The following is a 26,270-nucleotide window of genomic DNA, read 5'->3' as shown; positions in this document are numbered from 1 at the left end:
AGCAAAGCCAGCAGGGGATTTCAACGCTTTTTGTCACCCGTTTTGAGGAATAAATGGACTTTCAGCCAAAAATTTACGATGTTATATGGCTTTTTTGAAAAAATGAAACCCATTGCCCGGCAACTTTGCCGGGATAAAACAACCCGAAGCAGATTGATTTTTTATGAATACCGTTCGATTACTTCTGCCTTATGTCAAAAAATACCGTAACAAATACATTGCCGGCGTGTTTTTTCTTGTGTTCACGAACGCGTTTCGCATGGCTAACCCGAAAGTGGTACAACACGCCATCGATTATCTGAAACAGACATTTGTGCTGTCCGAATTGGCGATGTTTGCCGGTTTGATCATCCTGTTTGCTGCGCTGGAGGGCGTTTTCAGCTTTTTGATGCGCCGCAGTATTATTGTTGCATCGCGGGAAATTGAGAACGATTTGCGCAACGATTTTTTCGCGAAGCTGCTCACCTTGCCGCAATCGTATTACCAGAATCATCCCACCGGCGATATCATGTCCCGCGCAACCAACGACCTTTCCGCCGTGCGGATGATTTTTGGTCCGGGCATCGCCTATTCCACCAACACGGTGATGGCATTTCTGTTCGTCATTCCGATGATGCTGCACATCAGCCCGACGCTGACGATGTTTGCGCTCATCCCCTTCCCGATTGTCGCGATTTTGGTGAATCGCTTTGGCAAAGCCATTTACAAACGCTTCGAAAAAGTGCAGGAGCAGCTCGGCGACCTCACGACTGTTGCGCAGGAAAATTTGTCCGGAAACACCGTAATTAAGTGGTTTACGCAGGAAAAGCACGAGATCGAAAAATTCCGTGTCCAGAATGAAACATACATGCACCGCAGCATCGATCATGTGAAAGTGCAGGCGGCATTCCACCCGTCGCTGGCGCTGACCGCCGGTTTGGCACTCGCGATGATTATTTTGTTCGGCGGCAGACTGGTGATTAACGATCAAATTACGATTGGCGAGTTCACCGCATTTATGCTGTATGCCAGCATTTTGATTTGGCCGTTTATCGCGCTCGGTTGGGTGATCGGCGTGTTCCAGCAGGGCGCCGCATCGATGAAACGCATGCAAAAGGTGTTCGATGCGCAATCGGACATCATCGAAAAAGAAAACGCGCTGAAACCGGATGTGCTGCACGGCGAAATTGAATTCAGCAAACTGGCGTTTGAATATGAGGAAAATCGCCCGGTGCTCAGCGATATCACGCTGCACGTGCCAGCGCAGCAAACGCTCGGCGTTATCGGTCCGACCGGTTCCGGGAAAACCACGCTCATCAAACTGATTTCGCATTTGTATCCGCTACCGGATGGCGTGCTGAAAATCGACGGAAAGGACATCAACGATTACGCACTGTCCGCGCTGCGCGAATTTATCGGATATGTGCCGCAGGAAAACTTCCTGTTCTCCGCGTCCATCCGCGAAAATATCGCCTACGGACGAAAAGACGCGACGCAGGAAGACATCGAATGGGCAGCCAAAATGGCTGATATTCACGAGCAGATTGTGGAATTCCCCGATGGCTATGAATCGCTATTGGGTGAGAAAGGGCTGAACCTCAGTGGCGGGCAAAAGCAACGGATTTCCATCGCGCGGGCGATTTTGTGCAAACCGCGCATCCTTATTTTAGACGACGCATTTTCCGCACTCGATACCCACACCGAAGACCGGATTTTGGGAAATCTGGAAACATTTTTCCCGGATCGCACGGTGATTCTGGTGTCGCACCGCGTGTCCACCCTCCAAAATTGTGACCAGATTATTGTGCTGGAAGACGGGCGCATCACCGAAAAAGGCACCCACGAAGAACTGGTTCGCAACCGCAAACTTTACACCTGGATTTACGAAAAGCAGTTGCTGGAAGAAGAATTGGAACAGGTGGATTAATTGTTTGTTTTTACAAAAGTTACAGCGCGAAAATTTGTTGGTTTTCATTCCTGCGAAGGCGTCGAGGGTGCTTCTTTGGAGCAGGAATCTCCCCGTAAAAAACACAGCCTTCGACTGCGTTCAGGCTGACTGCCATTTCGCTCAGGCTGACCGTCATGCTGAGCGAAGTCGAAGCAATTATCAATTGTTGCAAAAAAAAGGCAAGCCAGCGGCTTGCCCCTAGAGATATTGACATTTTCAGAAAAATTTATCCTGCCACAATCGCTTCCATCTGGTCGAGCAATTCGTCCATTAACTTTGCTGTGGCGGCAATCGGCTCCGGCGAAGTCATGTCCACACCCGCATCCTTCAGCAAATTGATCGAATAATCCGAACAGCCGCGCGTCAAAAATCGCAGATACGCATCGCGTGCAGCGGTGTCGCCATCCAGAATTTTCCGCGACAGCGCAGTTGCCGCAGACAATCCCGTGGAATATTGATACACATAAAAATTGTAATAAAAATGGGGAATCCGGCACCAGTTGAACGGATACAGTTCGTCCATTTCAAACACATCGCCATAGTAGCGGGCGTATAAATCGCGCATCATTTCCGTGAACAGTTCAGCGGTCAGCGCCTCGCCGCTTTCGGCTTTTTCGTGAATCGCTTTCTCAAACGCGGCAAACAGCGACTGAATGAACACCGTTCCGCGAATCGTGTCCACATGCTGGTTGAGCAGGTAGAGCTTTTTCTGCGGATCGTCGGTGGTTTTGAGCAAATAATCCATCAACAGCGCCTCGTTCAGCGTGGAGGCGACTTCCGCCACAAAAATCGTGTAATTGCTGTAGTGATACGGCTGGTGGCGATTCGTGTAAAACGAGTGCATCGCGTGCCCGAGTTCGTGCGCGATGGTGAACATGTTGTCCAGCGTTTTGTTGTAATTCAACAAAATATAGGGATGCACGCCAAACGTTGACCACGAATACGCGCCGGAACGCTTGCCCTGATTTTCGAAAACATCGATCCAGCCATCGCGGAATGCGCTTTCCAGATCCGCCAGATAACCGTCGCCGAGCGGCGCAAGCCCGTTGCGGATGGTGTCTACCGCTTCGTTGTAGGGAATTTCCATTTTCATTTCGCTGAGCAGCGGAACGTTCATATCCCACGGCTTCAGCGCATCCAGCTTGAGCATTTTTTTGCGCAGCGCCGAATAGCGATGCAGCGGTTGCAAATTATCGCCGATGGTTTGCACCACATTTTCGTACACTTCGGCCGGAATATTGTCATCGTGGAGTGCGGCAGCCAACGCACCGGGATATTGTCGCGCCTGCGCGAAAAACATGTTGCGTTTCACCGCGCCGGAAAGCGTGGCAGCCAGCGTGTTCGTCCATTTGCGATATTCGCCATACATCGCTTCGTACGCGTCTTTGCGCACCCGGCGATCGGACGATTCCATCAGCACGCTCATGCGCCCTTTGGTCACTTCAATTTCCTGCCCGTTTTCATCGGTGATTGATGGAAATTTGATGTCCGCATTGTTGAACATGCTGAATACATTATACGGCGACTGCGCGATTTCGCCGGTCATCGCCAGCAGTTTTTCCTGCTCCGGCGGCAGCGTATGGGCTTTGGCGCGCAAAATATCTTCCAAATAATGGCGATAGTCGCCCAATCCGGCGGTTTCGCTAACATATTTCCGGAGATTGGCTTCGGGAATTGCCAGAATTTCCGGGCGAAAAAACGATGCCGCCTGCCCGTATTTCACCGAGAGAGATGTGGCGCGATCGCGAAATCCCTGATAGGTGGACACGCGGGTGTCCTGATCGCTTTTCAATCCGGCGTAGAGATAAAGTTGGTAGAGCAGCGCTTCCAATTCATCGCGGGTTTGCAGCGCTTTCAGCAGCGTTTCGCCGGATTCGCCAAGTTTGCCGGAGAATTCCTGCAATTTTGGCAAACCGGATTCCACGGTTTTGAACGCGGCATTCCAGCTATCGTCATCGGGAAAAATATCGCTCAATCGCCATTGATATGTGGCGTCCATTTCCTTCCGGTCGGGCAGCTTCCCGCCGCCGTTGTTCGCTGTTTCAAAAAATGGGTTGCTGAATTTCATGGGCTATCGAATCCGTTTAATTTTTTGTTTTTTCTCAATTTGTGGCTAATGCAAGGATAAAGGGTTAAGGATAAAGGATAAATAAATCCAAAATCCAGAATCCAGAGTCCAGCCTACTGCAACCGCAAATCCTGCAGCCGTTTCCAAATCGCGCCAAGGCTGTCGCGGAACAACTTGGTAAAGGGCAGGGCAATTTTTTCCTGCCACGGCGTCGGCTCGTGATATTCAATTTTGAGGATGTCTGCATCTTTGCGTTTGCCGAGCAGCCAGTCATCGCTGGTGATCAATTCGTCCACCAGTTTTAAATCGACCGCCTGACTGCCAAACCAGATTTCGCCGGTGGCCAGCTTTTCGATGTCCAATTCCGGGCGATGCTGCACCACATGCGTTTTGAACAGGCCGTGCATTTCGTTGAGTTCTTCGGTCAGTTTTTCGCGCCCTTTCGGGGTATTTTCGCCGAAAACCGTCAGCGTGCGTTTGAATTCCCCGGCGGTGATTTGTTCGTAATCGATGTCCAGTTTTTTGAGCAGGCGATTGACATTGGGCATCTCGGCAATCACGCCGATGGAGCCGACAATCGCGAACGGTGCCGCCACCAGTTTATCGGCGACGCAAGCCATCATGTATCCGCCGCTGGCGGCAACTTTGTCCACCGAAACAGTCAACGGAATTTTGCGTTCGCGAATGCGCTGCAACTGCGATGCGCCGAGTCCGTATCCGACCATCGTGCCGCCGCCGCTTTCCAGGCGCACGACCACTTCATCTTTTTCGGTAGCGTTGGTTAAAATTGCGGTGATTTCCTTCCGCAGCGAATCGACCTGATTGGCGCCGACATCACCCTCAAAATCCAGCACAAACACCCGTTTTTTGGGATCTTCCGGCTCTTTTTTCTGCTTTTTGGCTTTGGCTTTTTCGTCCTTTTTTTCCTGTTTGAGAAAGCGCTTCCACTCCGAATCGCTCATCAAAAAACTTTTGAGTTGGCGTTCCATATTGTCGTAAGTGTCATTCAGGTTTTTGATTTTAATGCGCGGTCGCTCTTCCATAAATTCGCGTTGGCGAATGGCGTTCACTGCAAAAGCAATTACGGCGACAACGCCCAAAACGATGGTAACCGTTTTCGCCAAAAACAACCCGTATTCATACAAAAATTCGATCATTTACATTTCCACATTATGATTGTTCACGTTTGGCGCGTTTGGCGGCTTCGCGCATTTGGACAAATTCGTCCAGATTTTCCACCATATCGCCGATGCCTTTGCCGAGCCACGCACCGCCGTCGATTGTCAGGCATTCGCCGGTGATGTACGATGCATACGGCGAACTCAGATAGAGCGCCGCTTGCGCTACTTCTTCCACACCAGCGAATCGTTTTAACGGCACTTTGTTGCGAATGTTCGCTTCGATTTCCTCAGTTGGCCACAGCCGCACTTTCGCGCCCTGCGAATCGAACGGTCCGGGTGCGATGGCGTTTACGCGAATGTTGTGCTGCGCCCATTCCACCGCAAGCGTTCGGGTCATTGCCAGTACACCGGCTTTGGCGCTGGCGCTGTGAATCGTTCCCGGTCCGCCGGTCCAGGCGTATGTTGCCAGAATGTTGAGAATTTGCCCGCTGTTCCGTTTGATCATTTCCTGCCCGATGATTTGCGAGCAGAAAAAGCTGCCGTTCAGCACGATGTCGATCACCGATTTCCAACCGCGCAGGGGCAGTTTTTCCGCCGGATAAATGAAGTTGCCGGCAGCATTGTTTACTAAAATATCGATGCGCCCGAAGCGCTCCATCACCGCTTTGGTGAATATTTTGATCTGGTCGGTTTCGCGAACGTCCAGTTGCCAGGTCATCACTTCCGCACCGGTTGTTTCTATATCCGCTTTGCCAGATTCGAGATGCTCCGCGCTGCGGCTGCAGATCACGATTTTCGCACCGTGTTTGGCGTACTGAACGGCTATGGCTTTGCCCAGTCCGGTGCCACCGCCGGTAACGATGGCAACTTGATCCTGCAAAATGGGTTTTTCAAACATGGGTTTTCGAAGGATAAAGGGTTAAGGAGAATGGATATTTTTTTATTTATACCTGGAAACAGACGAACCATTCCCACGTTTTTTTCGAGACTCTCTCTTTTATAGAATCTGGATGCCCGATAAAGACAATCGGGCATGACCAATAAATTGCATTTCTACTTATTTAATTCGAAGCCATTTGCGAAAAGTATGGCTCAAACTCAACCCACAATCCGCACAAACTGGTAATTTTTGCGCCCTTTACGGAGCACTAAAAACTGCCCGTCGATGCTGTCGTTCAGCGTTACGGATTGGGTCATTTCGGTTTTGCGGTTGTTGAGATACACACCGCCGCCCTGCAACAGTCGCCGCGCTTCGCCTTTGGATTTTGCTACGCCGGATTCTGCCAGCAGGTCAATCATGCTCATGCCTTCGCCTTCGAACGCGGTTTTGGCGATATCGCAGGATGGCACATCCTGGAAAATATCCTGCACTTCTGCGGCGCTCATGCCTTCAATTTCACCGCCGAACAGCACTTGCGAGGCTTTTTCGGCGCTGTCCACGCCATTTTGACCGTGCACCATTTGGGTTACTTCTTTTGCCAGCGTGCGTTGCGCTTCGCGCTGTTCCGGGCGTTCTTCGAGTGCGGATTGCAGTTCGGCAATTTCTGCCTGTTTCAGCCAGGTGAAATATTTGAGATACGGCAGCACGTCAGCGTCATCCGTATTCAGCCAGAACTGATAGAAGCGATACGGCGATGTCAATGCCGCATCCAGCCACACCGCACCGGCCTCAGTTTTCCCGAATTTCACGCCGGTCGAGGTAGTCACCAACGGCGATACAAGCCCGTAAGCTTTGGCACCGCGTAACCTGCGCACCAGATCCGCACCGGATACGATATTCCCCCACTGGTCGCTGCCGCCCATTTGCAACCGGCAATTGTGGCGATCGTAAAGCACCAGATAATCATACGATTGCAGCAAACTATAGCTGAATTCGGTGAACGAAATCCCGTCTTCCGATTCGATGCGGCGTTTAACAGATTCCTTTGCAAGCATCGAATTTACCGTGAAATATTTGCCGACATCCCGCAAAAAGTCCACAAAACTGATGCTGCCCAGCCAGTCGATATTGTTCAACAATTTGGCGGGATTTTGTTTCGCATCGAAATCCAGAAAGCGGGCGAGCTGATCGCGGATACCGGCGACATTTTCCTCGACATCCGCTTTGGTGAGCAACTGGCGCTCTTTGGTTTTCCCGCTGGGATCGCCGATGAGTCCGGTGCCGCCGCCAACCAGCGCGATGGGCGTGTGCCCGAATCGTTGAAATCGCGCCAAATTCATAATCTGCAGCAGGCTACCAACGTGCAGGCTTTTTGCCGTGGGATCGAACCCGATATATCCGGTCAATTTTTCTTTCGCGATCACTTCTGCCACACCTTCGGTTGCATCGTACAGTGCACCGCGCCACTTCAATTCGTCATACAAGCTCATGAATCCCAATCCTCTGTTCAGAACATTTGATAATTATAAAACGATCAAAAATTAGTATTACCCGTGGTAGGGGCAATTCATGAATTGCCTCTACTCACCGGACGCGGTATTGTTTCTCCAGCCGCTTCATTTCGCGATGCTGGTCGCGTTCCGCAATATCGTGCCGTTTGTCGTATTTGCGCTTTCCGCTGGCCAACCCGATTTCCACTTTCGCCCAGCCATTTTTGAAATATACTTTTAGCGGAATCAGCGTTATGCCTTTTTCCATCACTTTGCGATATAATTTGCTGATTTCGTCGCGATTGAGCAGCAATTTCCGTTTGGCGGTCGGGTCGTGCGTTACGTATCCCTGATTGTCGTACAGGCTGATGTTCAACCCGATAATCCACATTTCATCTTTAATCACCCGGCAATAGCTGTCGGTGATGTTGCATTTACCCGCCCGCAACGATTTTACCTCGGTGCCTTTGAGCACCAAACCGGCTTCCACGGTGTCGGAAATGTGATAATCGAACCGCGCTTTTTTGTTCGTGGTAACGATTTTTATATTGTTGTTTTCTGCTGACATATTCAAATTCCTCAATAAGTTAGCAAAAATAGAGAAAGACGCTCCGGTATTCAAGTAAAATGTGAATCTGCGAATGTGGAAAATTGGAAAGATTTTTTGGCAATTTGAAAAATTTTAGCGATCAGATGATACCGGCACCCAGCGCCAATCCCAATAAAATCAGCAAGATAGAAACGATCGTTTGCACGATATTCATCGTCACCTTTTTGAGCAATTTGCTACCGATGTATGCACCCAAAAACGCGGTGAGCATCGCGGCGATCAACAGTAAATAATTGCCCTCGAAATGCTGACCGGAAAATCGTTCGCTGTAAATGAAAATTCGTGAAATATCGATTACGCAGGCGATGACCACGCCGGTGGCGATGAACGCTTCTTTCGTGAGTCCGGCACGCAGCAAAAAGATGGAACGTAACGCGCCCTGATGCCCGGAAAGCCCGCCGAAAAATCCGCTGAGTGCGCCGCCAAACGGCAGCCATTTTTGTTCGAGAGAGAAATTTTTGAGGTTCGGCAGAATTTCCACGATTGCAAAAAGGATCATCAAAATGCCAATCGTCAAATTGACCGGTGTGATTGAAAAATGGAAATCTGCCATTTGCCAATTATAAATCGATGGCAAATTTGCGATGAAAAGCAACATTTTTGCGCCAATCAGCGCAGCGAAAATAGCCGGAATACCGAAACGCATCGCCACAGATTTATCCGCATGTTTGCCGAGCAGCGCAAATTTGAAAAGATTATTGGCGAGGTGCACAACTGCCGTCATCCCGACGGCGACTTCTGCGGGGAAAAATAGCGCAAATGCCGGCAGCAGCAACGTTCCCAACCCGAATCCGGAAAACAGGGTCAGCCCCGCCGCAATTAAAGAAACGCTGCAAATGATCAGATATTCCATTTGAATATGTGTTAGAATAGATTGCGAATAATTTCGTACGCGCCGACGTATGTGCCAATCAGGCTGCCGAGACTGGTGAGAATAAACACCAAAAATACCCGTAACAATTTATTTTTCCACCAGTTACGCGGCTCTGCAATATGCTCGCTGACCGTCTGAAATTCCCGCACAACCGGCGGCTGCAAATACGCCTGAACAAATGCACACACATATCCGGCGCCAATCACCGGCGTTAAGCTGGTGAACGGTGCGGCAAAAAATCCGGTTACGATCGTCAGCGGATGCGCCAGCGCGGCTATCCCGCCAATTGCACAGGGAATGCCGTTCGCCAAAAACCAGTACAGCGCGTTGTCGCCCGCTGCGCCCAGCCCTTTGCTCCAGCCGATATATGCGATCGAGGCGATAATAATTGCCGGAATGCCCCAGCCAACCACTTTCCACATCGGCGACATCGGCGGTATTTTTTCGATTTCTGCCAAATCGCGGGTGCGATGATTTTTTAACGTTTCCAGCATACCCTGAACGTGTCCGGCACCGACAATCGCCACAATTTTATCGCCCTTCGCATCACGGATTTTTTGGGCGAGATAGCTATCGCGCTCGTCAATCAGCACGGTTTTTAGGGTAGGCATGGCTTTGCCCATTTCGGCAATCAACTCTGTGAGCACATCTTTTTGGCGAATTTCCGCCAATTGTTCTTCGGAGATTTCCTGCTTTTCGAAAACACCCGCAAATCCGGCGGTGAGCAGCTTGGCTTTGTCCACAAATGTCATCGAATTCCATGCGCGGCGCAGCGTGACGCGAATATCACGGTCGCACAGCGCGATGGGAATATTGTTGTCTTCCGCAGCTTTGACGGCTTCCAGCAGCTCAACGCCGGGCTGAACGCCCAGCTGCTGCCCGAGCCGTTTTTGATACGATGCCAACAGCAAATTGATGAGCAGCGTCGCCAATTGTTTTTGGCGAATCACCGATTTCAGGTCGAGGTTTTCCCATTTGCGCTGTTCGGCGAGCGACTTGTATCGCTGTTGATCCAGTTCAACGCAAACGGTGTCCGGCTGCTCTTTTTCGATCACTTCGCGCACCAGCCGGGCGGATTCTTTGGAAATATGCGCCGTGCCAACCAGTATAAATTTGCGGTTGTCCAGTTCCACAACGTGAACGTCGGATGAGTATGTCTCTTCGGGAATTTGTTCAGTCATATGTTTCGATTCTCTCTTTTTTGGCGATCAAAAATCGCACAGAAACCACGACAATCCAAACGGAAAAATTTGCAAAAGGATACAAAATTCCCGCAAAAATGCGTCTGCCGCAAATTGGTATCTGCCGACGAAAGTTGGTTGTAAGTGATGTTTTGGAGAAAATTTCTATCGTTTTTTCCGTTTTCGGGAGCTGGCATTGTTTTCGGTTGCCGGTTTGGCGGGAGGTAACTCCGGTTCGCCGATTTGTTTCGCCCGATAAATCAGCCAGATACCCAGCAGCACAAACGGGATGCTCAGCCACTGTCCCATTTTCAACGGAATAGTTGCTTCCCACGCTTCCTGATATTCTTTTAAAAATTCCACAAAAAAACGAAATCCAAAAATCCCGACGAAAAAAATACCGAGCAGCAATCCCCGTTCGGTGCGCTCTTTTTTGGATTGGTAAATTTTGTATAAAAATATAAAAATCAACAGGTAAGCGATGGCTTCGTATAATTGGGCGGGATGCCGCGCGACCGGATTCATCGCGTATTGCGTGTTGTTCATCTGCTCATACAGCGGGAATTTGAATCCCCACGGCATTTCTGTCGGGCTGCCGACAATTTCGGAATTGAACAAATTGCCGAGCCGGATAAAAAATCCGGCCAACGCAACCACAATTACCACACGGTCGATCACCCACAAAAACGGCTGATCCGGGCGTTTCCGGGAGTACAGATACAGCGCAATCGGAATGCCGATTGCTGCGCCGTGGCTGGCTAATCCGCCTTCCCAAACTTTTAGAATTTCGATGGGATTGCTGAAATAAAATCCGGGGCTGTAAAAAAGGACGTGCCCCAATCGCGCACCAAAAACCGTGGCGATAAACGTGAAGAGAAACAGATCCTCCACATCGCTTTCGGGCTTGCCTTCCTGGCGGAAAAATTTGCGGGTCAAATAGTAGCCGGCTAAAAATGCCAGCATAAACATCAGGCTGTACCAACGTAAAGTAATCGGGCCGATGGAAAATACTTCCCGGCTCACATTCCATTCAATCAATTGTTTTTCCTGTCAATTTTGGGAATAGCAACAAACCATTCCGCACATTTTTGTTTGATAACCGATTCCGTCAAAAAATTAGACAATCCGTGCTTCGGTGTTCACATCAAAGAAATAGAGCTTGCCCAAATCCAGCGCGAACGAGAAATTTTCCCGCACCGTATAGGTTTGCTCCGGCGATGTGCGCATGCACAAATTTTCATTTCCGGCGTTGAAATAGACAAAAATTTCGTTGCCGATCGGTTCGACCACATCAATATTGGTTTCCTGTGTTTCGGAAATCAGCCGTCCGTTTTTGTTGCGCACATCGTGCAAATGTTCCGGGCGAACGCCCAAAATGACTTCCTGAGCGCCGTGTTTCTGGAGTTGTGCAGCTTTGTCTTCCGGCAGGGTAATTTGCAATTTGCCGGATTGGAACTGCATTTTGCCGGAATTCACCAGTTGTCCGCGAATAAAATTCATTGCCGGGCTGCCGATAAATCCGGCGACAAACAGGTTTGCCGGCTGATTATACAAATTCAGCGGCGAATCGACCTGCTGGATAACGCCATCTTTGAGCACGACAATTTTGTCGCCCATGGTCATCGCTTCGATCTGGTCGTGGGTCACATAAATCATGGTGGATTGCAGGCGGGTGTGCAACCGGTTGATTTCGATGCGCATTTGCACACGCAATTTGGCATCGAGATTGGAGAGCGGTTCGTCGAACAAAAAGACTTTCGGTTTGCGAACAATGGCGCGACCGAGCGCCACACGCTGGCGTTGTCCGCCGGAAAGCGCTTTCGGTTTGCGCTGCAAATATTCGCGGATGCCCAAAATTTCCGATGCGTCTTCCACCCGTTTCTGGATATCTTCTTTGGGAAATTTGCGCAGCTTTAGCCCGAACGCCATGTTGTCGAAAACGCTCATGTGCGGATAGAGCGCGTAATTCTGGAACACCATCGCGATATCGCGATCTTTCGGCGGAACATCGTTTACTTTACGACCGTCGATCACCAAATCGCCGCCGGAAATTTCTTCCAAACCGGCAATCATCCGCAGCAAAGTCGATTTGCCGCAACCGGACGGCCCGACCAGCACTACAAATTCTTTATCTTCGATAACAAGGTTTGCGTTTTTAATCGCGTGGACATTTTTGTCGTAATATTTATTAACATTTTGCAGTTCAACACGTGCCACTGGACTCTCCTTTTTGAATTCTGTTGGCATCTTATAGCCCCAAAAATTAGGCTTTTTGGGGCATATATGCAAGGTTTTTCGTGAGGTCTGAATTATGGCAACGTATCAAAACGTTATTGTTAAACAGGTATTTTGTCGTACCGCATGATGGGCATTTTCAACACCAAACTTGGTGCAGAAAGGTGAAAATGGTGCCAACTACTGATGATTAACGCGATCTTTTTTAAACGCTGAAAAATCAATGAGGCTTGCCGGGTTGATCGCTTTATCATTATTCAACACTTCAAAATGCAGGTGCGGCGCAGTTGACAAACCGGTACTGCCGACTTTTCCGATCATTTCCCCGGCTTTTACAATTTGACCGTTTTGAACTAACAACGTATCCATCGCGCTGTATCGGGTTAAATAGCCATCCGGATGCATCAGTTCGACCAGCAAACCATATTTCTCTTTCCTGTCGGAAAAAATAACTTTCCCGTCTGCCGCTGCGAAAACCGCTATCCCTTTCGGTGCAGCAACATCCACTCCCCTGTGGAACTGTTTCTTTTTGGTAACAGGATGAATGCGATCCCCGAAATCAGAGCTGATGTATCCTTGATGGATAGGCAAAACCCATTTGATTTCCGGTTCATCCGCAGCTTCTGCGGCATGTAGCTTGTTTAATGTTGGTGATAAATTTGCCATCGGCAGCAAAAAACATCCCAACATAACCAGTAAAAATGTGGTGACAAATACGGATTTTCTGGTGTGCATTGTTTTTCCCCTTTTGATATCGTTTATGCGTTGAAACAGTTGTTTTTGTTGTTTTCCAAACCCGGCTGTCCATTCCGGCGTTACCCCGCCAAACAGGTTTAATTGAAGAATTTGAAGCATACTTTTTCCATATTCCCTGGCGGAAATTACATTTTTCGACAAAACCATACGGTCACAAATTCTCTCACGTGCGTAACCCATTTGCCTGATCGCATACCAGCTAACCGGGTGAAAGAAAAAAATAATGTGTACCAGGTTTTGCAGTTTGATCCACATGGCATCGAAACGCTTGATGTGCGCTGCTTCGTGAGCGATAACTGCATTTAAAACAGATAGTTGGCCGTTTTGGATTAACTGGGTCGGCAAAAAAATTACCGGGTGAAATACGCCCATCGTAAAAGGTGAGAGAAAAGCATCCGAACAAACAAGCCGTATCGATCGGCGAATGCGGAATTGGCGTCGCCAATTTTCAACGAGAAGTTGCAATTGTGCATCCTGAATTGTTGAAGCCCGTCGCACCAAGCGCTTAATTCGAACAAGCTGCCAGAATAAAATTCCGCCGAACAATGCGCCACCGATCAGCCAACAGATGATAAAATATGTGCGCCAGGAAAATGAAGTCCGATTTTCCTGAACCAACGCAATATCACCGGTTGCATTTTGACCAGACTGAATCGTCATTTGTTGATTAGCTGCATCTGTCAGAATATTGTTTTTTAATGACGAAAGCACTCCGGCGGAATCTTCGAAATATACCAACAGTTGATCGAGCCCGTTACGCGCGCTGTATGTAAATGAGATATCCAAAGGCAGGACAAACCGGAGCAAAACCAACGCCCATAGTCCATAGAGCATCAATGGAAAACGCTTACGAATAAGCAACGACAACAGTAAAACGGGCACAAAAACAATTGTCACATAGACAGCTTGTTGTCGCAAAAAGTGAAAAATGGTATCGCAAACAATGATGAATCCAACCATAATGTCCGCCATTATTCGTTCTCCTCATCTTCCGGGTTTTCAGCCAACAGACGAGAAAGCTCTTCGATTTCTTCGGCGGAAACCAGTTTACTGCGGGCAAACAAAGCGATCACTGAACCGTAATCCAATTCCAACACCCGGTCAGCAAAATATTTTACCATTTTTACCAATCCCACCGGCTTTGAAATAAGCGGCTTATAAATGAACACACCGTGGAAATTTTTTCGGGCGAGCAATTCCTTTTTCACCATCCGACGCATCATTGTTTTTGTGGTGGAATATGCCCATTTGTTGGTTTCGCTCAATTGATCGTGAACTTCCCGCACACTTTGCTGACCATTCTGCCATAAAACGCTGAGGATGTCGTATTCCGCTTTTGAGAGATCGGGAAATACATTTTCTGAAGTCATAACAATCTCGCTAATGGTTAAATGAGTCGTTACATTGTAACAGCTCTGCGAATATAGGTTAACATTGTGAAAATGTCAAGATTTTTTTCGAGATGTGAAAAAAGTAGCTGGTCTTATTCGAGGGAAATATCCGGTTCGCATCACTGCAAACCGGATGTGCAATGCTTTTTGTTAATCGCCGCTCCGCTTTGCGGTGGCAAAAAACTGACTATTGGCAAGTGATGTCGATCAACCCGTTGTCGAGCGTATCCCAGCAGTGTCGGTCGGCGTCACCAAAATGCATCGGATCGATGATATTCCCGTGAAAATCGCTGCGATTCCATTCGATGTTGGTCAGGTTGTTCAGCTCAACATTCCAAATATCGTAAAATGCATTGAATGGGGAATTATTGGTAATTCCGTAAAAAATATAACCGCCGTTTCCGGGATTGTTGGGGATGACATTTGTGTAACGCACATCCGCTGTGCCCTGCTGCGGGTTGCGGTGCCACAAAATATCGATATACGGTTTGGGATCATTCGGCGAAAAATTCAACTGCCAGGTGCCTTCGGTCGCGGTGAGATTGGACACGCCGGTGAACCACAAAAAATCGGTGTATTGGTTGGGTTTGGTGATGCGCATTTCCCAATTAATCTCGTTGTTTTCGGCAAATGCGCGCAGTTTTGCGCTGTTCCCGATGCCAAAATTGTATGCCCACACCCACGATCCGTCGCTTTGCTGCACCGGTTCGTGTTTGAAGGATTCCACAAATGCGGCAACCGGAATCGCCAGATTAACCGTGATGACCACATTCCAGACACCCACTTTGAAACCCGCCCAACGCCAGTTGGCATCCTGTTGCTGAAGGGCATTTCCGCCAATTTTTGGCAATGCGGCTGTTGTATCGAAGCTGTTAAAATCCATCAGAAATGTGGACAGCGGCGGGATTTCCGGCGCTTCCTCCTGCGGATTGGTCGCTGCTTTGTCATCACATCCGGCAAAAAATATCAGCAAGACTACAAACAAAACCGGCAGTCCAAACCTGTTGTGTTGATTCATTGTTTTCATGACATATTCCTCCATTGGTTGTGTTCCGTTTTCCCATGGATTAAAGGACAAATTAAATGCCACATTTTTTTAACGCCGTATCAACAATTACGCAAGCGACTGTTTTTCAATCACTTGCGTTGATATTTTTCGATGTCGGTTTTCCGAAAGCGGGTGTGAATAATACTCACAGTAGCGGCAAAATTATCACAGGTCAGGCGTTTAGAGCCATCAACAAATCTTTGGTGGCGCGACCGCGACCCATCGTGTATAAATGGATGCCGGGCACTTTGTAATCGATTAATTGTTTGCACAACGTCGAAATTTTTTCCGTGGCAACCTTGCGAGCTTGCTCCGGTGTTTTGGCGGCTTCCATTCCGTCCACAATTTCGTTGGGAATAGTTACGTGGAATGTCCGGGGAATAGCGTGCAATTGTTTAACGCTGGACAGCGGTTTAATTCCCGGAATAATCGGAACGGTGATGCCGACATCGCGGGCTTTTTCCACAAAATTTTTGTAATACGAAAAATCGAAAAACATTTGGGTGATGATGTAATGCGCCCCTTGTTCCACTTTCTTTTTGAGGTGCAGCAAATCTTTTTCGCTATTGGGCGATTCAAAATGTTTTTCCGGATATCCGGCAACGCCGATGCAAAAATTGGTTGGCTGCGGATCTTCCAGATCTTCGATGTATAATCCGCGGTTCATATCGGTGATTTGTTTGACCAATTCCCACGCGAACCGGTGCCCGCCTTTTTCCGGAATAAACTGGTTGTAGCCCAACGGCGGATCGCCGCGTAGCGCCAGAATATTGTGCAAACCGAGGTAATGCAGATCGATCAGCGCATCTTCGGTTTCGTATTTATCGAAACCACCGCAGCTAAAATGCGGGACCATATCAATATTATAGCGGTTGGCAATGGATGCGCAAATCCCCACCGTTCCCGGTTTTTTGCGTTTCGGCACCCGGTGAATAACCCCGTCAATTTCTTCGTAAACCACCTGCGGCTGGTGATAAGTAACGTTAATAAACGCCGGATTGAACGGCATTAATTCATCCAGCGTTGTGTATAATTCATCGATGCTCGTGCCTTTATTTGGCGGCGTTATCTCCAATGAAATCAACATTTTTTTGGCATTTTTCAGCGCGTCAATAACATGCATTTCTGTTTGGATTCCTTTTCAACTGATGAAGGGGTAATTACGGAAATGCCCGGCGCTGCCGCTAACCGGCAGAATCCGGGCATTTATCCGAACGTTGGCTATGGCGAATCAGCCTTTCTTTTCGGTGTCCGCCTTCTTTTCGCTATCCGGTTTCTTTTTGGCTTTCTGTTCGTAAACGAGATTGCTTTCCGTTACCGTCGCTTTGATGATATCTTTCTCATTACTGTCATCTTTGCGGACGCGCTGTTTTACCTGATACAGTTTGTCGTTATCGATGATATTGCGGAAACGCTTCTCAAAATTTTTGAGCGACATCCCGCAGGTAGCGGCATATTTTGCCAATTCATGCGGATCTTCGAAATCGGATTTATTCAGGCGAAGCATGTATCGCCGGGCGATAAAAAACGATTCCGCACTGACATCCACCATCCGCACTTTGGTGCGTTTGGTTGTGGGATCGATGATATCTTTAAAATACAGCGGCACAAAATGCCCTTCCTGAATAGAAACCATTGCCGCGTTGCCGCCTTCCAGCACAAATTGGGCGGCGCAAAAACCGAGGTCGCGGGTGTATTCCATGTCGAACGGAATGGGATCGGCGCAGCGAAGTTCGTAGCCGATATTTTTGGCAACGATCGTGGTTTTCAGCGAAAGTTCTTTCAATTTTGCCTGAACGTGATATTTGAGGATTTCACCAAAGTTCACTTCGGCAAGCCGGACGTTATCGTGCGCATCGCGCTCCACATTCAGCAGCACTTCCAGATCAGCCGGATCCAGCCGTTCCACCAAACCTTCTGCGATGATGGCCACACCGTCCGAACGGCCGTAGCTCATCCGTTTGATGATGGCACCAACCAGAATATCCACCATTTGATCCAGCCGGATGGTTTCGTTCGGGAATTCTTCGGGAATAAGCGTCAGCGTTGCGCCGGCAGCTTTCCCGATGCCCAATGCCAGGTGCCCGGCTTTGCGACCCATGGATACCACAAAATACCAGCGGGATGTGGTTTGGGCATCTACCATCAGGCTTTTGACAATTTCCACGCCGATGTGCCGGGCGGTTTGGTAGCCGAATGTGGGAATGCCGTGCGGTAAATCCAGATCGTTATCGATGGTTTTGGGAACGTGGCAAACCCGGATGCGACCGGCAGCCATTTCTTCCACCTTCAGCGCGCTGTATGCGGTGTCGTCACCACCAATGGTGATCAACTTATCCACATTCAAACGCAACAGTGATGTTACGGTATTTTCCAGATGTTTGTCGTCTTTGGTCGGGTTATCGCGGGCAATGCCAATATATGATCCACCACGGAAATGAATCCGGCTGGTGTTATCGATTGTCAATTCGCGGGTATGATCGATATCTCCCTGCATTAACCATTTGAATCCGTCTAAAACACCAACAACTTCCACACCTTCCAGAATGGCGCGAATGGTGGCAGCACTGATAACACTATTGATACCCGGCGCAGGTCCCCCACCCACTAAAATAGCCAATTTTTTTGGCGCACGAGACATAAACAACTCCTTTCTTAGTCTGCATTTGGCAGATAACTGCATATTTTTGTTTACATGCGTAATATTTTAAATCATAAAGTTCAAAATTAACCCCAAACCGGGGTAAATTCAAACAGATTATGGTAATATTTGATATCGGTGGCGGGTGTTTCTAGTTGCCATTCGTTCACTGCACTTTGTTCTATTTTCATTGCATTTTGATTAATTTTTCACAAAATTTTCTAATCGTATTCTTATACATTATTAACTTAACGGAAATCCGTATTAAAAATGATTTCTCAATTAGGTCAACTGTTATTGGAGGACAAATGATGGGTAAATCTTTATTTTCAACAATCGCCTGCCTGTTGCTCAGCAGCTCGCTGATGGCTGGCGGGTTTAGCATTGGTGAATTTGGGGCGCGTTCCGCATCAATGGGAAATGCCGTTGTTGCACAGGCGTATGATGCATCCACGCTGTTTTATAACCCTGCAGGGCTTGGTTTTTTAAAGGGGACGCACTTTTATGGCGGTATTACGGGTATCGCTGCCAAATCCCGTTTTATTGGCGCTGACCCGGTTTTTGACCAGACGATCCACAAAGGAAAAGATCAGTTTTTCCCGCCGGTGGGTATCCACCTGACTCACCAGCTTACAGACAAGTTTGCGGCTGGTATTTCATTAACCAACCCCTTTGGACTGGGTGTGGCATGGAAAGATGATTTTCCGGGGCGTTTTATTTCCAAGGATGTGACCTTGCAAACTTTTTATTTGACACCCGTAGTTTCTTACCGGATAAACGAAAATCTGAGCATCGGCGTTGGGGCACAGATTATTTTTTCCAATGTAAATTTACAACGGAATATCCTCCTTTTCAATACGGAAGGTGTTGGCGGAACCGGCACAGAAGTTGGTACCGTTGAGTTGGATGGGGCGGCGACCCGACGTTTGGTTTTTCAGGCGGTTTAATGTACAAAACAGATCGGTTAGGGCTGGGACTAAGCTACAGCCACTCCGTAACAACCGAGTTTAATGAAGCAACCGCAGATTTTACGGTTTTGATAACCTTGATCCAAAACAGCAGCATTGGCCAATGGACTGTTTGTTGACCAAAAAGGCAGGCAGCTTATCGATATTCCCAATATATTGGCAACAGGTATCTATTATAAATTTATGGATAATTTCGGCGCAGAAATTGGCTATGCCTGGTATAACTGGAGCGTATTCGAAGAAAATCGACCTTTTGTTCGATGATGCCCGCCTGAATCAAACCATCCCGGAAGATTACGAGAATTCTTATCAAATCCGGTTGGGCGCCCATTATGACCTGAACACAATCTGGCAATTACGCGCCGGGTATATTTATGATAAAACTCCGCAGCCGATCCAATCTGTCAGCCCGTTGCTGCCGGACGACACCCGCAACGACTATTCCGTTGGTGTTGGGTATAAAGCAGGCAAATTTAATGTGGACGCCGGATATATGTTTGTGGACATTGGCAAACGTTCCACCGTCGAAGACGGCGTTGGCAAAACGACAACGGCTTTAATGGCGAATATAATTCCCGGGCAGATTTATTCATGCTGAGTTTTGGTTACCAGATTCGCTAATACAAACACGATTGAAAATTCTATATTTAGGAGAACTAAAATGAAAAAATTCTGACCTTTATATTATTTGCTGTGCTGGTCGTGTTTACTGCCTGTGAACTGAAAGACCCGACCCAGCCTGAAATTACTACCATTAAAAAGATCAACTGGCATTAAACAAAGTAGTGTTTATCGGCAACAGCCTGACTGCCGGTTTTCAATCCGGCGGTTTAGCGAAGATTTTCAGGTAAACAGTTTTCCGGCGCTCATCGCCCGGCAAATGGGAAAATCGGAACATTTCGAGCAACCGCTGATCGGCAATCCCGGTATCAGCAGCACACCGGGCGTTGGCGTGCTGGATTTAATTCCGCTACCGGACAATTGCACACGCGGACATACCAATCCATTAGCACTGCTCAAAATGCAACCCTCGCACGTCCGTATGACAATCTTGGCATTCCCGGTGCAAACTTAAATCAGGGACTCAATGCCACCGGCGCGGCAAGCGCAGGCAATAATCCATTCTTTGACCTCATCCTGCGCAATCCCAATTTGCCAATATGACTCAGGTGGAACAGCCAAAATTCTGAATCCGACACTTGTGGTGCCTGGCTGGGTAACAACGATGTTTTGGGCGCAGCCCTTGCTGGCGGCGACCTGACAAATCACCATCGCCAATTTTCAGGCAGATTATACCAAACTGATTCAGGAACTTGGCAAAATCCGCGATGGAAACGTCGGCATCGTTTTATTAAACATTCCCAACGTTACTGATATTCCTTACGTCAATATCCTCGACGGGCTATCTATAAAGAACGTCCCGGCATCGGCAGCCCGGTTCCGGTTGTATTTGATCCACTTCCCAACCCGTAGATTTTGATCCGGGTGCAGGCGAGTTGTATCTGCCTTTAATTACAGCAGAAACCGGCAGCACCATCAAACATATTCTTCTGCCGTTTATCGGCGAATATCGGGCAAACGGATTGGGCATTCCTGATTCAGCCGCAATTGCCATCCTGTTAATCAGCCTTGGCACGCCGCAGGCAGTTGCCGCAGCGCAGGCACAGGCAACCGTTCAGGGGATGATCGCAGGGATTAACCCCCAGCGGCATTTCAATTCCGACAGCCTGACGATTACTGCAGCCGAAGAAACTGCGTTGATTCAGGCGGTTGCGGAGTTTAATCAAATCATTTCGGCATTGCAGCCGCTGCCGGAATCCCTGGTAGATGCAAACGCCAAATTGACCGAACTGAACCAATCGGCATCGATGGATTTAGCGGCAGATTTGTTTTTCTCGATCCGGCGAATACCGCTTTCAGCTTGGACGGTGTCATCCCAACAGTGCAGGTTATGCCATCATTGCCAACGAAATCATCAAAAGAACTCACTCTCAGCAGATATTTCCATACCACTGGTTAATGCCGATGATTTCCGGGGACATATACCGGTGCACAGATGAGCAATTTCTCTGTTGAAGCAGCGAACCAGGCAAAAGCTATTTTCGTGCAATAGCCTGAATTAAATTTGCTTTCTATTTTTATTCGAGCCGCCGGATTTTCCGGCGGCTTTTTTATCCACCGCAATTGATTCGGTTGAAAAAATGGTTTATTTTTCAAATCGAAAAATCCGGAGACCAAATGACCGGAACAGATGTTTTGCAATTATTACAGAAAACCGCAACGAACGTGGTGTGGCTATTGGGAAAAATCACCGCAAATTCCTGGTTTGAGCAGCTTATGGCATCGGGTTAACCCAACTCAAAAAATTGGCCAAACAGGTTGGCAAAAATCACGAACTGGCAATGGAATTGTGGCATGAAACCAACTATGACGCAAAAATATTGGCAATTCTGATTGATGAAGCGAAACAAGTTACCCGTGAACAGGTTGACCGGCAGGTTGCAGAGCTTACACCCTGGTCTTTGACGCACGTGTATTGCAGCACGCTTCTCCCAAAAGTCGGATTTTTGGTGCCGCTTGCCGAAGATTGGATGACCAACAGCGACAGCCTGAAACGCAGTTGCGGCTTCCAGTTGCTTTACCAGATCGCCAAAAATGACAAAAAATTGCCCGATGACTATTTTTTGCCCTATATCGAACGCATCGAACGGGAGTTGCAAACGGAGGAAAATTTTGTAAAAGATGGAATGAATAGCGCGTTACTGATGATTGGGCAGCGCAGCAAACCGCTGTACGAACGCAGCGTTGCCGCCGCCCGCGCTATCGGCAAAGTAACGGTGGATTACGGCGACAATTCCTGCCAGGCGATGGACGTGCTGGCGCATCTCACCGGCGACCGTATCCGCAACAAATTTTCGGCATAAAAAAAGCGCCACTATTCATGGCGCTTTCGCAATAAACCTATGTTTTAGCTCAACTTACGATTTCATTTTTCCAAAATCATACAGCGGGAAACCTTTGCACATTTCGGCGATTTCGCCGCGAACCTGGGCGTACACCGTTTCGTTGCCCACATTTTTGAGCACCCGATCGATCATTTGTGCAATGCGTTTCATTTCATCTTCAGTGAATCCGCGAGTGGTCAGCGCGGCGGCGCCCAACCGGATGCCGCTGGTGACAAACGGGCTGCGCGAATCGAACGGCACCATATTTTTGTTCACGGTAATTCCTGCTTCGTGCAGCGCATCTTCCGCATCGCGGCCGGTAACGCCGCTTTCGGTCAAATCGACCAGCATCACGTGATTTTCTGTTCCGCCGGAAACGATTTTGTAACCATTTTCCACCAGTGCACTTGCCAAAGCTTGCGCATTTTTGATCACCTGTTTGGCATAAGCTTTAAACTCCGGCTGCAATGCTTCTTTAAATGCAACAGCTTTCGCAGCGATGATGTGCATCAGCGGTCCACCCTGAATCCCTGGCATCACGGTGCTGTCCATTATTTCGGAAAGCATTTTCACCCGCCCGGATTTCGGTGCGACAATGCCCATTTTATTTTCGCGATCTTTGCCCATCAAAATCATCCCACCGCGCGGACCCCGCAGGGTTTTGTGGGTAGTAGTGGTTACGACATCGCAGAACGGAATCGGCGAGGGATGCACACCGGCAGCAATGAGTCCGGCCGGATGGGCAATATCTGCCCATAAAATCGCACCCACTTCATCGGCAATTTCCCGGAATTTATCAAATTCATAAAAACGGCTGTATGCGCTGGCACCAACGATAATTAATCGCGGTTTGTGCTCGCGGGCTTTTTTGGCGACCTCATCCATATCAATTCGCCCGGTATCTTTACCGACGCCGTAAGGGACAATATTGTATAGTTTGCCAGAAAAATTAACCGGGCTGCCGTGGGTCAAATGACCGCCGTGCGCGAGATTCATTCCCAAAACCGTATCGCCGGGTTGGCAAAATGTGAAATACACCGCCTGATTTGCCTGCGCACCGGCATGCGGTTGAACATTCGCATATTCCGCACCGAACAGCGCTTTGGCGCGATCCCGTGCAAGGTCTTCGGCTATGTCCACAAATTCGCAACCGCCGTAATACCGTTTGGACGGGTAGCCTTCGGCGTATTTATTGGTCATCACACAACCGGCGGTTTCCAGCACGGCCTGGCTAACAAAATTTTCCGATGCGATCAATTCCAGCGTGGTATTTTCCCGCTGAACTTCTCCCTGAATTGCCGCAAACACCTCCGGATCGAACGCTTTCAAATGATCTAACATGGCTGCTCCATTGCTTTCGATTTGGCATTATTTCATTTACGAATAATTTGTAAAAATAGGTATGATTTCGGTTTTTTCATAACCGAAAAAGAATCTTTCATCTTGTCCGGCACATTGGCAGAAATAAAAAAACTCCTGCAGGATGCAAATGCAGGAGTTTTAGCAATTTTGTTTAAATCACATATTTTTAATAAGATAACCAGCTTGTGTAGCAGGCATCTTTGATGGTCGTGTTGTTCTGGCGAAGAAAAACTTGCTCTTTGGTGCGGTAAAACGGCTTCAGCGCATTAATGCGGCTATCGGCACGCGCCGCGTAATTCGGGTCGCGTTTGGCTTTGGCATATTCACGTCCGGCGATTTCGAATGCCAGATTATCATCATAATTGTATTCGTTTTTGCCGCGTTTGTTGGAGCAATAATCGATCGCTTCTTCAATAATTTGCCCGAGCGTGATAAACGGCAATCCGTTTTGGGAATCCATCGAAATAGCTTTGTTCACCTGCGATTTTGCCGCGGAAAAATTTTTGACACTGGCATAAGCCAACGCCAGAGAGCAATACGCATTTACATTGTCCGGATCGGCATTGGTAATTTCTCGATAGCTGGATATGGCATCGTTCATTCTGCCCAAACCTTCGAAAGCCTTCGCCTGGGAATCCAGCAGCGGAACATTGTTGGATTCAATTTTCAATCCTGCGGCAGCAGCGCGCAACACCAGTTCGTAGCTGCCCCGTTGCAACGCTTCGGTTGCCAGGTTAATGCAGACGGTCAAATTGGTGCTGTCTTTTTCAAAAGCTTCGACAACGGCTTTCATCGGATCGCGACCAAAGCGTTCCAAAATATTTTTGTATTTGAGCTGCTCTTCCAGTGAAGGATCCATTTCCGTCACTTTTTTCTGGGCGTCGATGGCTTGTTCGTCATCAACATCCAAATAAAGGTCAACCAGTGCTTTCAGATAATTTACTTCTTTCGGATATGCTTTGACCATTTCCTGATAATGCGGAATGGCGCATTCGCTTTGCCCGAGCCCGCGATGCAGGTTGCCGGCATGGAAATGGAGGCTGGCGTTATCCGGATATTTTTCCAGCCCGCGATAAATAACCAAAAATGTGCTGTCCAGATATACTTTGTTGTCGCTGGCTGTTTTACCGATATTTTTGTAACAATCGACCAGTTTGCCGTAGGTTACTTTTTCCAGACGTCCGGTTTGGTCGTTTACCATTACTTTCCAGTAATAAGAAACGGCTTTTTCCCACTGCTCATGTTTGTAATTTTCGTAAGCGTAGCTATACCAAATGTTCACCTGCTGGGGATCGAGGCTGTCGTCTTTAAATTTATCGTACGGCGATTCAAGGCTGGCGGGACGACAATCAGCGGGTTCGGATTCTTCTTCCTGGGCAAACCCGGATATGTTTATCATCAACAATGTTGTCGCCAAAAATAATAAAAAACCTTGCGTTGACTTCATTTTCTCGATATTCCTCCTCGTTAATTACCGCAAAAACACCGTATTGTTTTACGTAGGAACGCACCGTTATAATACGCCAATCGATGTAAATAGACAAGCAAAAAATGGCTGGTGTTTATCTGATTCTCTGGAACCATTGTTCGCCGATCGAAAGCGATATATTCATTTTTATAAAGCGTTCTTCAGCTAGATTTTTGGTCAGATCACCGCGAAATCCGCCGACAAACGCGACATCAAAGCGATTGGTATAGAAACCAAACGGGAATCCCATTCCCAGATGAAGCGCATATTCGGAAACCGTGTTTCCGTTAAATTTGTATCCGAGTTTTGCAGCTGAAAATCCGGCGCGCAAATCATTTCCGCCCAAAAAACCGGCTTTTCGTTCGCGCTTTGCTTCCCGTTCAAACCCGACACCAAACAGTTGCCAGGTATCAAAATCGGCATTGGGAACGGTAAGTGCATCTGCCCAGTTTTGGCTGGTGTAATCGATTGCGGCGTTCCAACCCTTTCCGAGATCGAACGCACTACCGATGCCAAACTGAAGCGGAAAGGAATCGAAATTGCGTTCTTCGTCGTCGGAAATCTGTAATGTGGATGTGTAACTTACCGCCAAATCGACCGATGGCTGGAAATCCACAAATCCGGCAATTCTGGCGCGGGAAATGGGCTGCCAATCCGCACCGATGCCAAATCCGGGACCGGAAAAACGGTAGGTGATTTTGTGACTGGTATCCCGAAAGCTGTTATCCTCAAAATCGAAATCGTACTGATCGTTCAGCGATCCGAAAAAATAGCTGTAGTTTGCAGAGATACCGAAGCTCGGCGTCGGCGCCCATGCCAAACTAAACTGCGCCCGGGACACATTTCCGGTGTAGGAACTGATTTGGGTAAACGTTTCACCGTCGCTGGTGATGGTGTTGTTTGTTTTAAAATCCATTTCAGCGTAGGGCGAAATAGATAAACCGATTGCCCATTTTTTGGAAACGAGCGGCACTGCAAGGTTCAATCCGCCAAAATCCGCAGTGGAATTGTAGGCTTCCGCACCGCCATCAAAATCCGAACTGATGCCCTGATAGGAAATACCGATTGTTGCCCGCGTGGTTGAGATATAACGCCACTGGGTAAGCGCAAAACTGTTGAGCTGTAAACTATCCGCAGATGCGATGCCGGTAAAACCCATTCCCATTCCGCGAACGCCGGTGTTGTATTGGCGAATGCCAATGCCTTTCGACTTTGTGGAAAAATAGGAACCGCCAAACAACGAAAAACCCACGGCGCTAAAGGTGATACATACAATTGTGTTGAGCAAAATTTGCTTCATTCCAT

General features: G+C 48.2%; 24 protein-coding genes. 5 read left to right on the top strand and 19 right to left on the bottom strand.

Going from position 1 to position 26,270, the window contains the following annotated elements; all coding sequences use genetic code 11:
- Positions 1 to 163: 163 nt before the first annotated feature.
- Positions 164 to 1,906, top strand: coding sequence for an ABC transporter ATP-binding protein (locus H6629_12225; GenBank protein MCB9068559.1), 1,743 nt, complete (start codon positions 164 to 166; stop codon positions 1,904 to 1,906).
- Between the two features lie 19 nt (positions 1,907 to 1,925).
- On the opposite strand, the gene H6629_12220 is transcribed toward H6629_12225, so the two are convergent.
- The 15 genes from H6629_12220 to H6629_12150 form a co-directional block, all read right to left on the bottom strand.
- On the bottom strand, positions 1,926 to 2,141 hold the full coding sequence (locus H6629_12220) for a hypothetical protein (GenBank protein ID MCB9068558.1): 216 nt from the start codon (positions 2,139 to 2,141) through the stop codon (positions 1,926 to 1,928).
- Between the two features lie 12 nt (positions 2,142 to 2,153).
- Positions 2,154 to 3,995 carry an oligoendopeptidase F gene (gene pepF, locus H6629_12215; protein MCB9068557.1) on the bottom strand — a complete coding sequence of 614 codons (1,842 nt, stop codon included), beginning with the start codon at positions 3,993 to 3,995 and terminating at the stop codon, positions 2,154 to 2,156.
- A gap of 113 nt (positions 3,996 to 4,108) precedes the next feature.
- On the bottom strand, positions 4,109 to 5,149 hold the full coding sequence (sohB, locus tag H6629_12210; protein MCB9068556.1) for a protease SohB: 1,041 nt from the start codon (positions 5,147 to 5,149) through the stop codon (positions 4,109 to 4,111).
- Positions 5,150 to 5,165: 16 nt separating this feature from the next.
- Positions 5,166 to 5,996 (bottom strand): 2,4-dienoyl-CoA reductase, encoded by an 831-nt coding sequence (locus H6629_12205; GenBank protein ID MCB9068555.1) that lies wholly within the window; start codon positions 5,994 to 5,996, stop codon positions 5,166 to 5,168.
- Between the two features lie 218 nt (positions 5,997 to 6,214).
- Positions 6,215 to 7,486, bottom strand: coding sequence for a tyrosine--tRNA ligase (locus tag H6629_12200; GenBank protein MCB9068554.1), 1,272 nt, complete (start codon positions 7,484 to 7,486; stop codon positions 6,215 to 6,217).
- Positions 7,487 to 7,580: 94 nt separating this feature from the next.
- A complete protein-coding gene (gene smpB / locus H6629_12195) occupies positions 7,581 to 8,054 on the bottom strand; it encodes an SsrA-binding protein SmpB (GenBank protein MCB9068553.1) in 474 nt (157 codons plus the stop codon).
- A gap of 121 nt (positions 8,055 to 8,175) precedes the next feature.
- Entirely contained in the window at positions 8,176 to 8,949 is a 774-nt protein-coding gene (locus H6629_12190; protein ID MCB9068552.1) for a sulfite exporter TauE/SafE family protein, read from the bottom strand.
- Between the two features lie 11 nt (positions 8,950 to 8,960).
- Positions 8,961 to 10,151 (bottom strand): TraB/GumN family protein, encoded by a 1,191-nt coding sequence (locus H6629_12185; protein ID MCB9068551.1) that lies wholly within the window; start codon positions 10,149 to 10,151, stop codon positions 8,961 to 8,963.
- A gap of 165 nt (positions 10,152 to 10,316) precedes the next feature.
- Positions 10,317 to 11,189, bottom strand: a complete 873-nt coding sequence (gene lgt, locus H6629_12180) for a prolipoprotein diacylglyceryl transferase (protein MCB9068550.1) — start codon at positions 11,187 to 11,189, stop codon at positions 10,317 to 10,319.
- A gap of 78 nt (positions 11,190 to 11,267) precedes the next feature.
- Positions 11,268 to 12,368, bottom strand: coding sequence for a sn-glycerol-3-phosphate ABC transporter ATP-binding protein UgpC (gene ugpC, locus H6629_12175; protein ID MCB9068549.1), 1,101 nt, complete (start codon positions 12,366 to 12,368; stop codon positions 11,268 to 11,270).
- Positions 12,369 to 12,566: 198 nt separating this feature from the next.
- Positions 12,567 to 13,241 (bottom strand): M23 family metallopeptidase, encoded by a 675-nt coding sequence (locus H6629_12170; GenBank protein MCB9068548.1) that lies wholly within the window; start codon positions 13,239 to 13,241, stop codon positions 12,567 to 12,569.
- Between the two features lie 872 nt (positions 13,242 to 14,113).
- Positions 14,114 to 14,512 (bottom strand): BlaI/MecI/CopY family transcriptional regulator, encoded by a 399-nt coding sequence (locus tag H6629_12165; protein MCB9068547.1) that lies wholly within the window; start codon positions 14,510 to 14,512, stop codon positions 14,114 to 14,116.
- 208 nt (positions 14,513 to 14,720) lie between these two features.
- Entirely contained in the window at positions 14,721 to 15,560 is an 840-nt protein-coding gene (locus H6629_12160) for a hypothetical protein (GenBank protein ID MCB9068546.1), read from the bottom strand.
- Between the two features lie 193 nt (positions 15,561 to 15,753).
- On the bottom strand, positions 15,754 to 16,704 hold the full coding sequence (locus tag H6629_12155; protein MCB9068545.1) for a methylenetetrahydrofolate reductase: 951 nt from the start codon (positions 16,702 to 16,704) through the stop codon (positions 15,754 to 15,756).
- Positions 16,705 to 16,812: 108 nt separating this feature from the next.
- Entirely contained in the window at positions 16,813 to 18,222 is a 1,410-nt protein-coding gene (locus H6629_12150; protein ID MCB9068544.1) for a 6-phosphofructokinase, read from the bottom strand.
- A gap of 308 nt (positions 18,223 to 18,530) precedes the next feature.
- On the opposite strand from H6629_12150, the gene H6629_12145 reads away from it, so the two are divergent.
- Both H6629_12145 and H6629_12140 read left to right on the top strand, forming a co-directional pair.
- A complete protein-coding gene (locus tag H6629_12145) occupies positions 18,531 to 19,169 on the top strand; it encodes an outer membrane protein transport protein (GenBank protein ID MCB9068543.1) in 639 nt (212 codons plus the stop codon).
- Positions 19,170 to 19,401: 232 nt separating this feature from the next.
- Positions 19,402 to 19,788, top strand: a complete 387-nt coding sequence (locus tag H6629_12140) for an outer membrane protein transport protein (GenBank protein MCB9068542.1) — start codon at positions 19,402 to 19,404, stop codon at positions 19,786 to 19,788.
- 245 nt (positions 19,789 to 20,033) lie between these two features.
- Here the strand turns inward: H6629_12140 and H6629_12135 are convergent, their stop codons facing one another.
- Positions 20,034 to 20,210: a hypothetical protein gene (locus H6629_12135; GenBank protein ID MCB9068541.1), complete on the bottom strand. Its 177-nt coding sequence runs from the start codon at positions 20,208 to 20,210 to the stop codon at positions 20,034 to 20,036.
- 476 nt (positions 20,211 to 20,686) lie between these two features.
- On the opposite strand from H6629_12135, the gene H6629_12130 reads away from it, so the two are divergent.
- Both H6629_12130 and H6629_12125 read left to right on the top strand, forming a co-directional pair.
- Positions 20,687 to 21,250: a hypothetical protein gene (locus tag H6629_12130; GenBank protein MCB9068540.1), complete on the top strand. Its 564-nt coding sequence runs from the start codon at positions 20,687 to 20,689 to the stop codon at positions 21,248 to 21,250.
- Between the two features lie 306 nt (positions 21,251 to 21,556).
- Positions 21,557 to 22,114: a DNA alkylation repair protein gene (locus H6629_12125; GenBank protein MCB9068539.1), complete on the top strand. Its 558-nt coding sequence runs from the start codon at positions 21,557 to 21,559 to the stop codon at positions 22,112 to 22,114.
- Positions 22,115 to 22,168: 54 nt separating this feature from the next.
- On the opposite strand, the gene H6629_12120 is transcribed toward H6629_12125, so the two are convergent.
- From H6629_12120 to H6629_12110, 3 genes are all read right to left on the bottom strand, one after another.
- The gene (locus H6629_12120; GenBank protein ID MCB9068538.1) at positions 22,169 to 23,476 is read right to left on the bottom strand and encodes a serine hydroxymethyltransferase; all 1,308 of its coding nucleotides are present in this window, start codon (positions 23,474 to 23,476) and stop codon (positions 22,169 to 22,171) included.
- A 187-nt stretch (positions 23,477 to 23,663) separates the two neighbouring features.
- Entirely contained in the window at positions 23,664 to 24,944 is a 1,281-nt protein-coding gene (locus H6629_12115; protein MCB9068537.1) for a tetratricopeptide repeat protein, read from the bottom strand.
- A gap of 115 nt (positions 24,945 to 25,059) precedes the next feature.
- Positions 25,060 to 26,265 (bottom strand): hypothetical protein, encoded by a 1,206-nt coding sequence (locus tag H6629_12110; GenBank protein ID MCB9068536.1) that lies wholly within the window; start codon positions 26,263 to 26,265, stop codon positions 25,060 to 25,062.
- Between the last annotated feature and the right edge of the window lie 5 nt (positions 26,266 to 26,270).

The sequence above is a fragment of the Calditrichia bacterium genome (assembly GCA_020634975.1).
GTDB lineage: Bacteria > Calditrichota > Calditrichia > RBG-13-44-9 > J075 > JACKAQ01.
The sequence above is the reverse complement of the archived record's forward strand: the minus strand, read 5'-3'. Positions and strand labels throughout refer to the sequence as shown.

Excerpts from the sequence above, each read along its gene's own strand:
- H6629_12225 (MCB9068559.1), top strand. The coding sequence starts at position 164 with ATGAATACCGTTCGATTACTTCTGCCTTATGTCAAAAAATACCGTAAC.
- H6629_12220 (MCB9068558.1), bottom strand. The coding sequence starts at position 2,141 with ATGTCAATATCTCTAGGGGCAAGCCGCTGGCTTGCCTTTTTTTTGCAA.
- pepF (MCB9068557.1), bottom strand. The coding sequence starts at position 3,995 with ATGAAATTCAGCAACCCATTTTTTGAAACAGCGAACAACGGCGGCGGG.
- H6629_12200 (MCB9068554.1), bottom strand. The coding sequence starts at position 7,486 with ATGAGCTTGTATGACGAATTGAAGTGGCGCGGTGCACTGTACGATGCA.
- smpB (MCB9068553.1), bottom strand. The coding sequence starts at position 8,054 with ATGTCAGCAGAAAACAACAATATAAAAATCGTTACCACGAACAAAAAA.
- H6629_12190 (MCB9068552.1), bottom strand. The coding sequence starts at position 8,949 with ATGGAATATCTGATCATTTGCAGCGTTTCTTTAATTGCGGCGGGGCTG.
- H6629_12185 (MCB9068551.1), bottom strand. The coding sequence starts at position 10,151 with ATGACTGAACAAATTCCCGAAGAGACATACTCATCCGACGTTCACGTT.
- H6629_12170 (MCB9068548.1), bottom strand. The coding sequence starts at position 13,241 with ATGCTTCAAATTCTTCAATTAAACCTGTTTGGCGGGGTAACGCCGGAA.
- H6629_12165 (MCB9068547.1), bottom strand. The coding sequence starts at position 14,512 with ATGACTTCAGAAAATGTATTTCCCGATCTCTCAAAAGCGGAATACGAC.
- H6629_12160 (MCB9068546.1), bottom strand. The coding sequence starts at position 15,560 with ATGAAAACAATGAATCAACACAACAGGTTTGGACTGCCGGTTTTGTTT.
- H6629_12155 (MCB9068545.1), bottom strand. The coding sequence starts at position 16,704 with ATGCATGTTATTGACGCGCTGAAAAATGCCAAAAAAATGTTGATTTCA.
- H6629_12150 (MCB9068544.1), bottom strand. The coding sequence starts at position 18,222 with ATGTCTCGTGCGCCAAAAAAATTGGCTATTTTAGTGGGTGGGGGACCT.
- H6629_12145 (MCB9068543.1), top strand. The coding sequence starts at position 18,531 with ATGATGGGTAAATCTTTATTTTCAACAATCGCCTGCCTGTTGCTCAGC.
- H6629_12140 (MCB9068542.1), top strand. The coding sequence starts at position 19,402 with ATGCCTGGTATAACTGGAGCGTATTCGAAGAAAATCGACCTTTTGTTC.
- H6629_12120 (MCB9068538.1), bottom strand. The coding sequence starts at position 23,476 with ATGTTAGATCATTTGAAAGCGTTCGATCCGGAGGTGTTTGCGGCAATT.
- H6629_12115 (MCB9068537.1), bottom strand. The coding sequence starts at position 24,944 with ATGAAGTCAACGCAAGGTTTTTTATTATTTTTGGCGACAACATTGTTG.
- H6629_12110 (MCB9068536.1), bottom strand. The coding sequence starts at position 26,265 with ATGAAGCAAATTTTGCTCAACACAATTGTATGTATCACCTTTAGCGCC.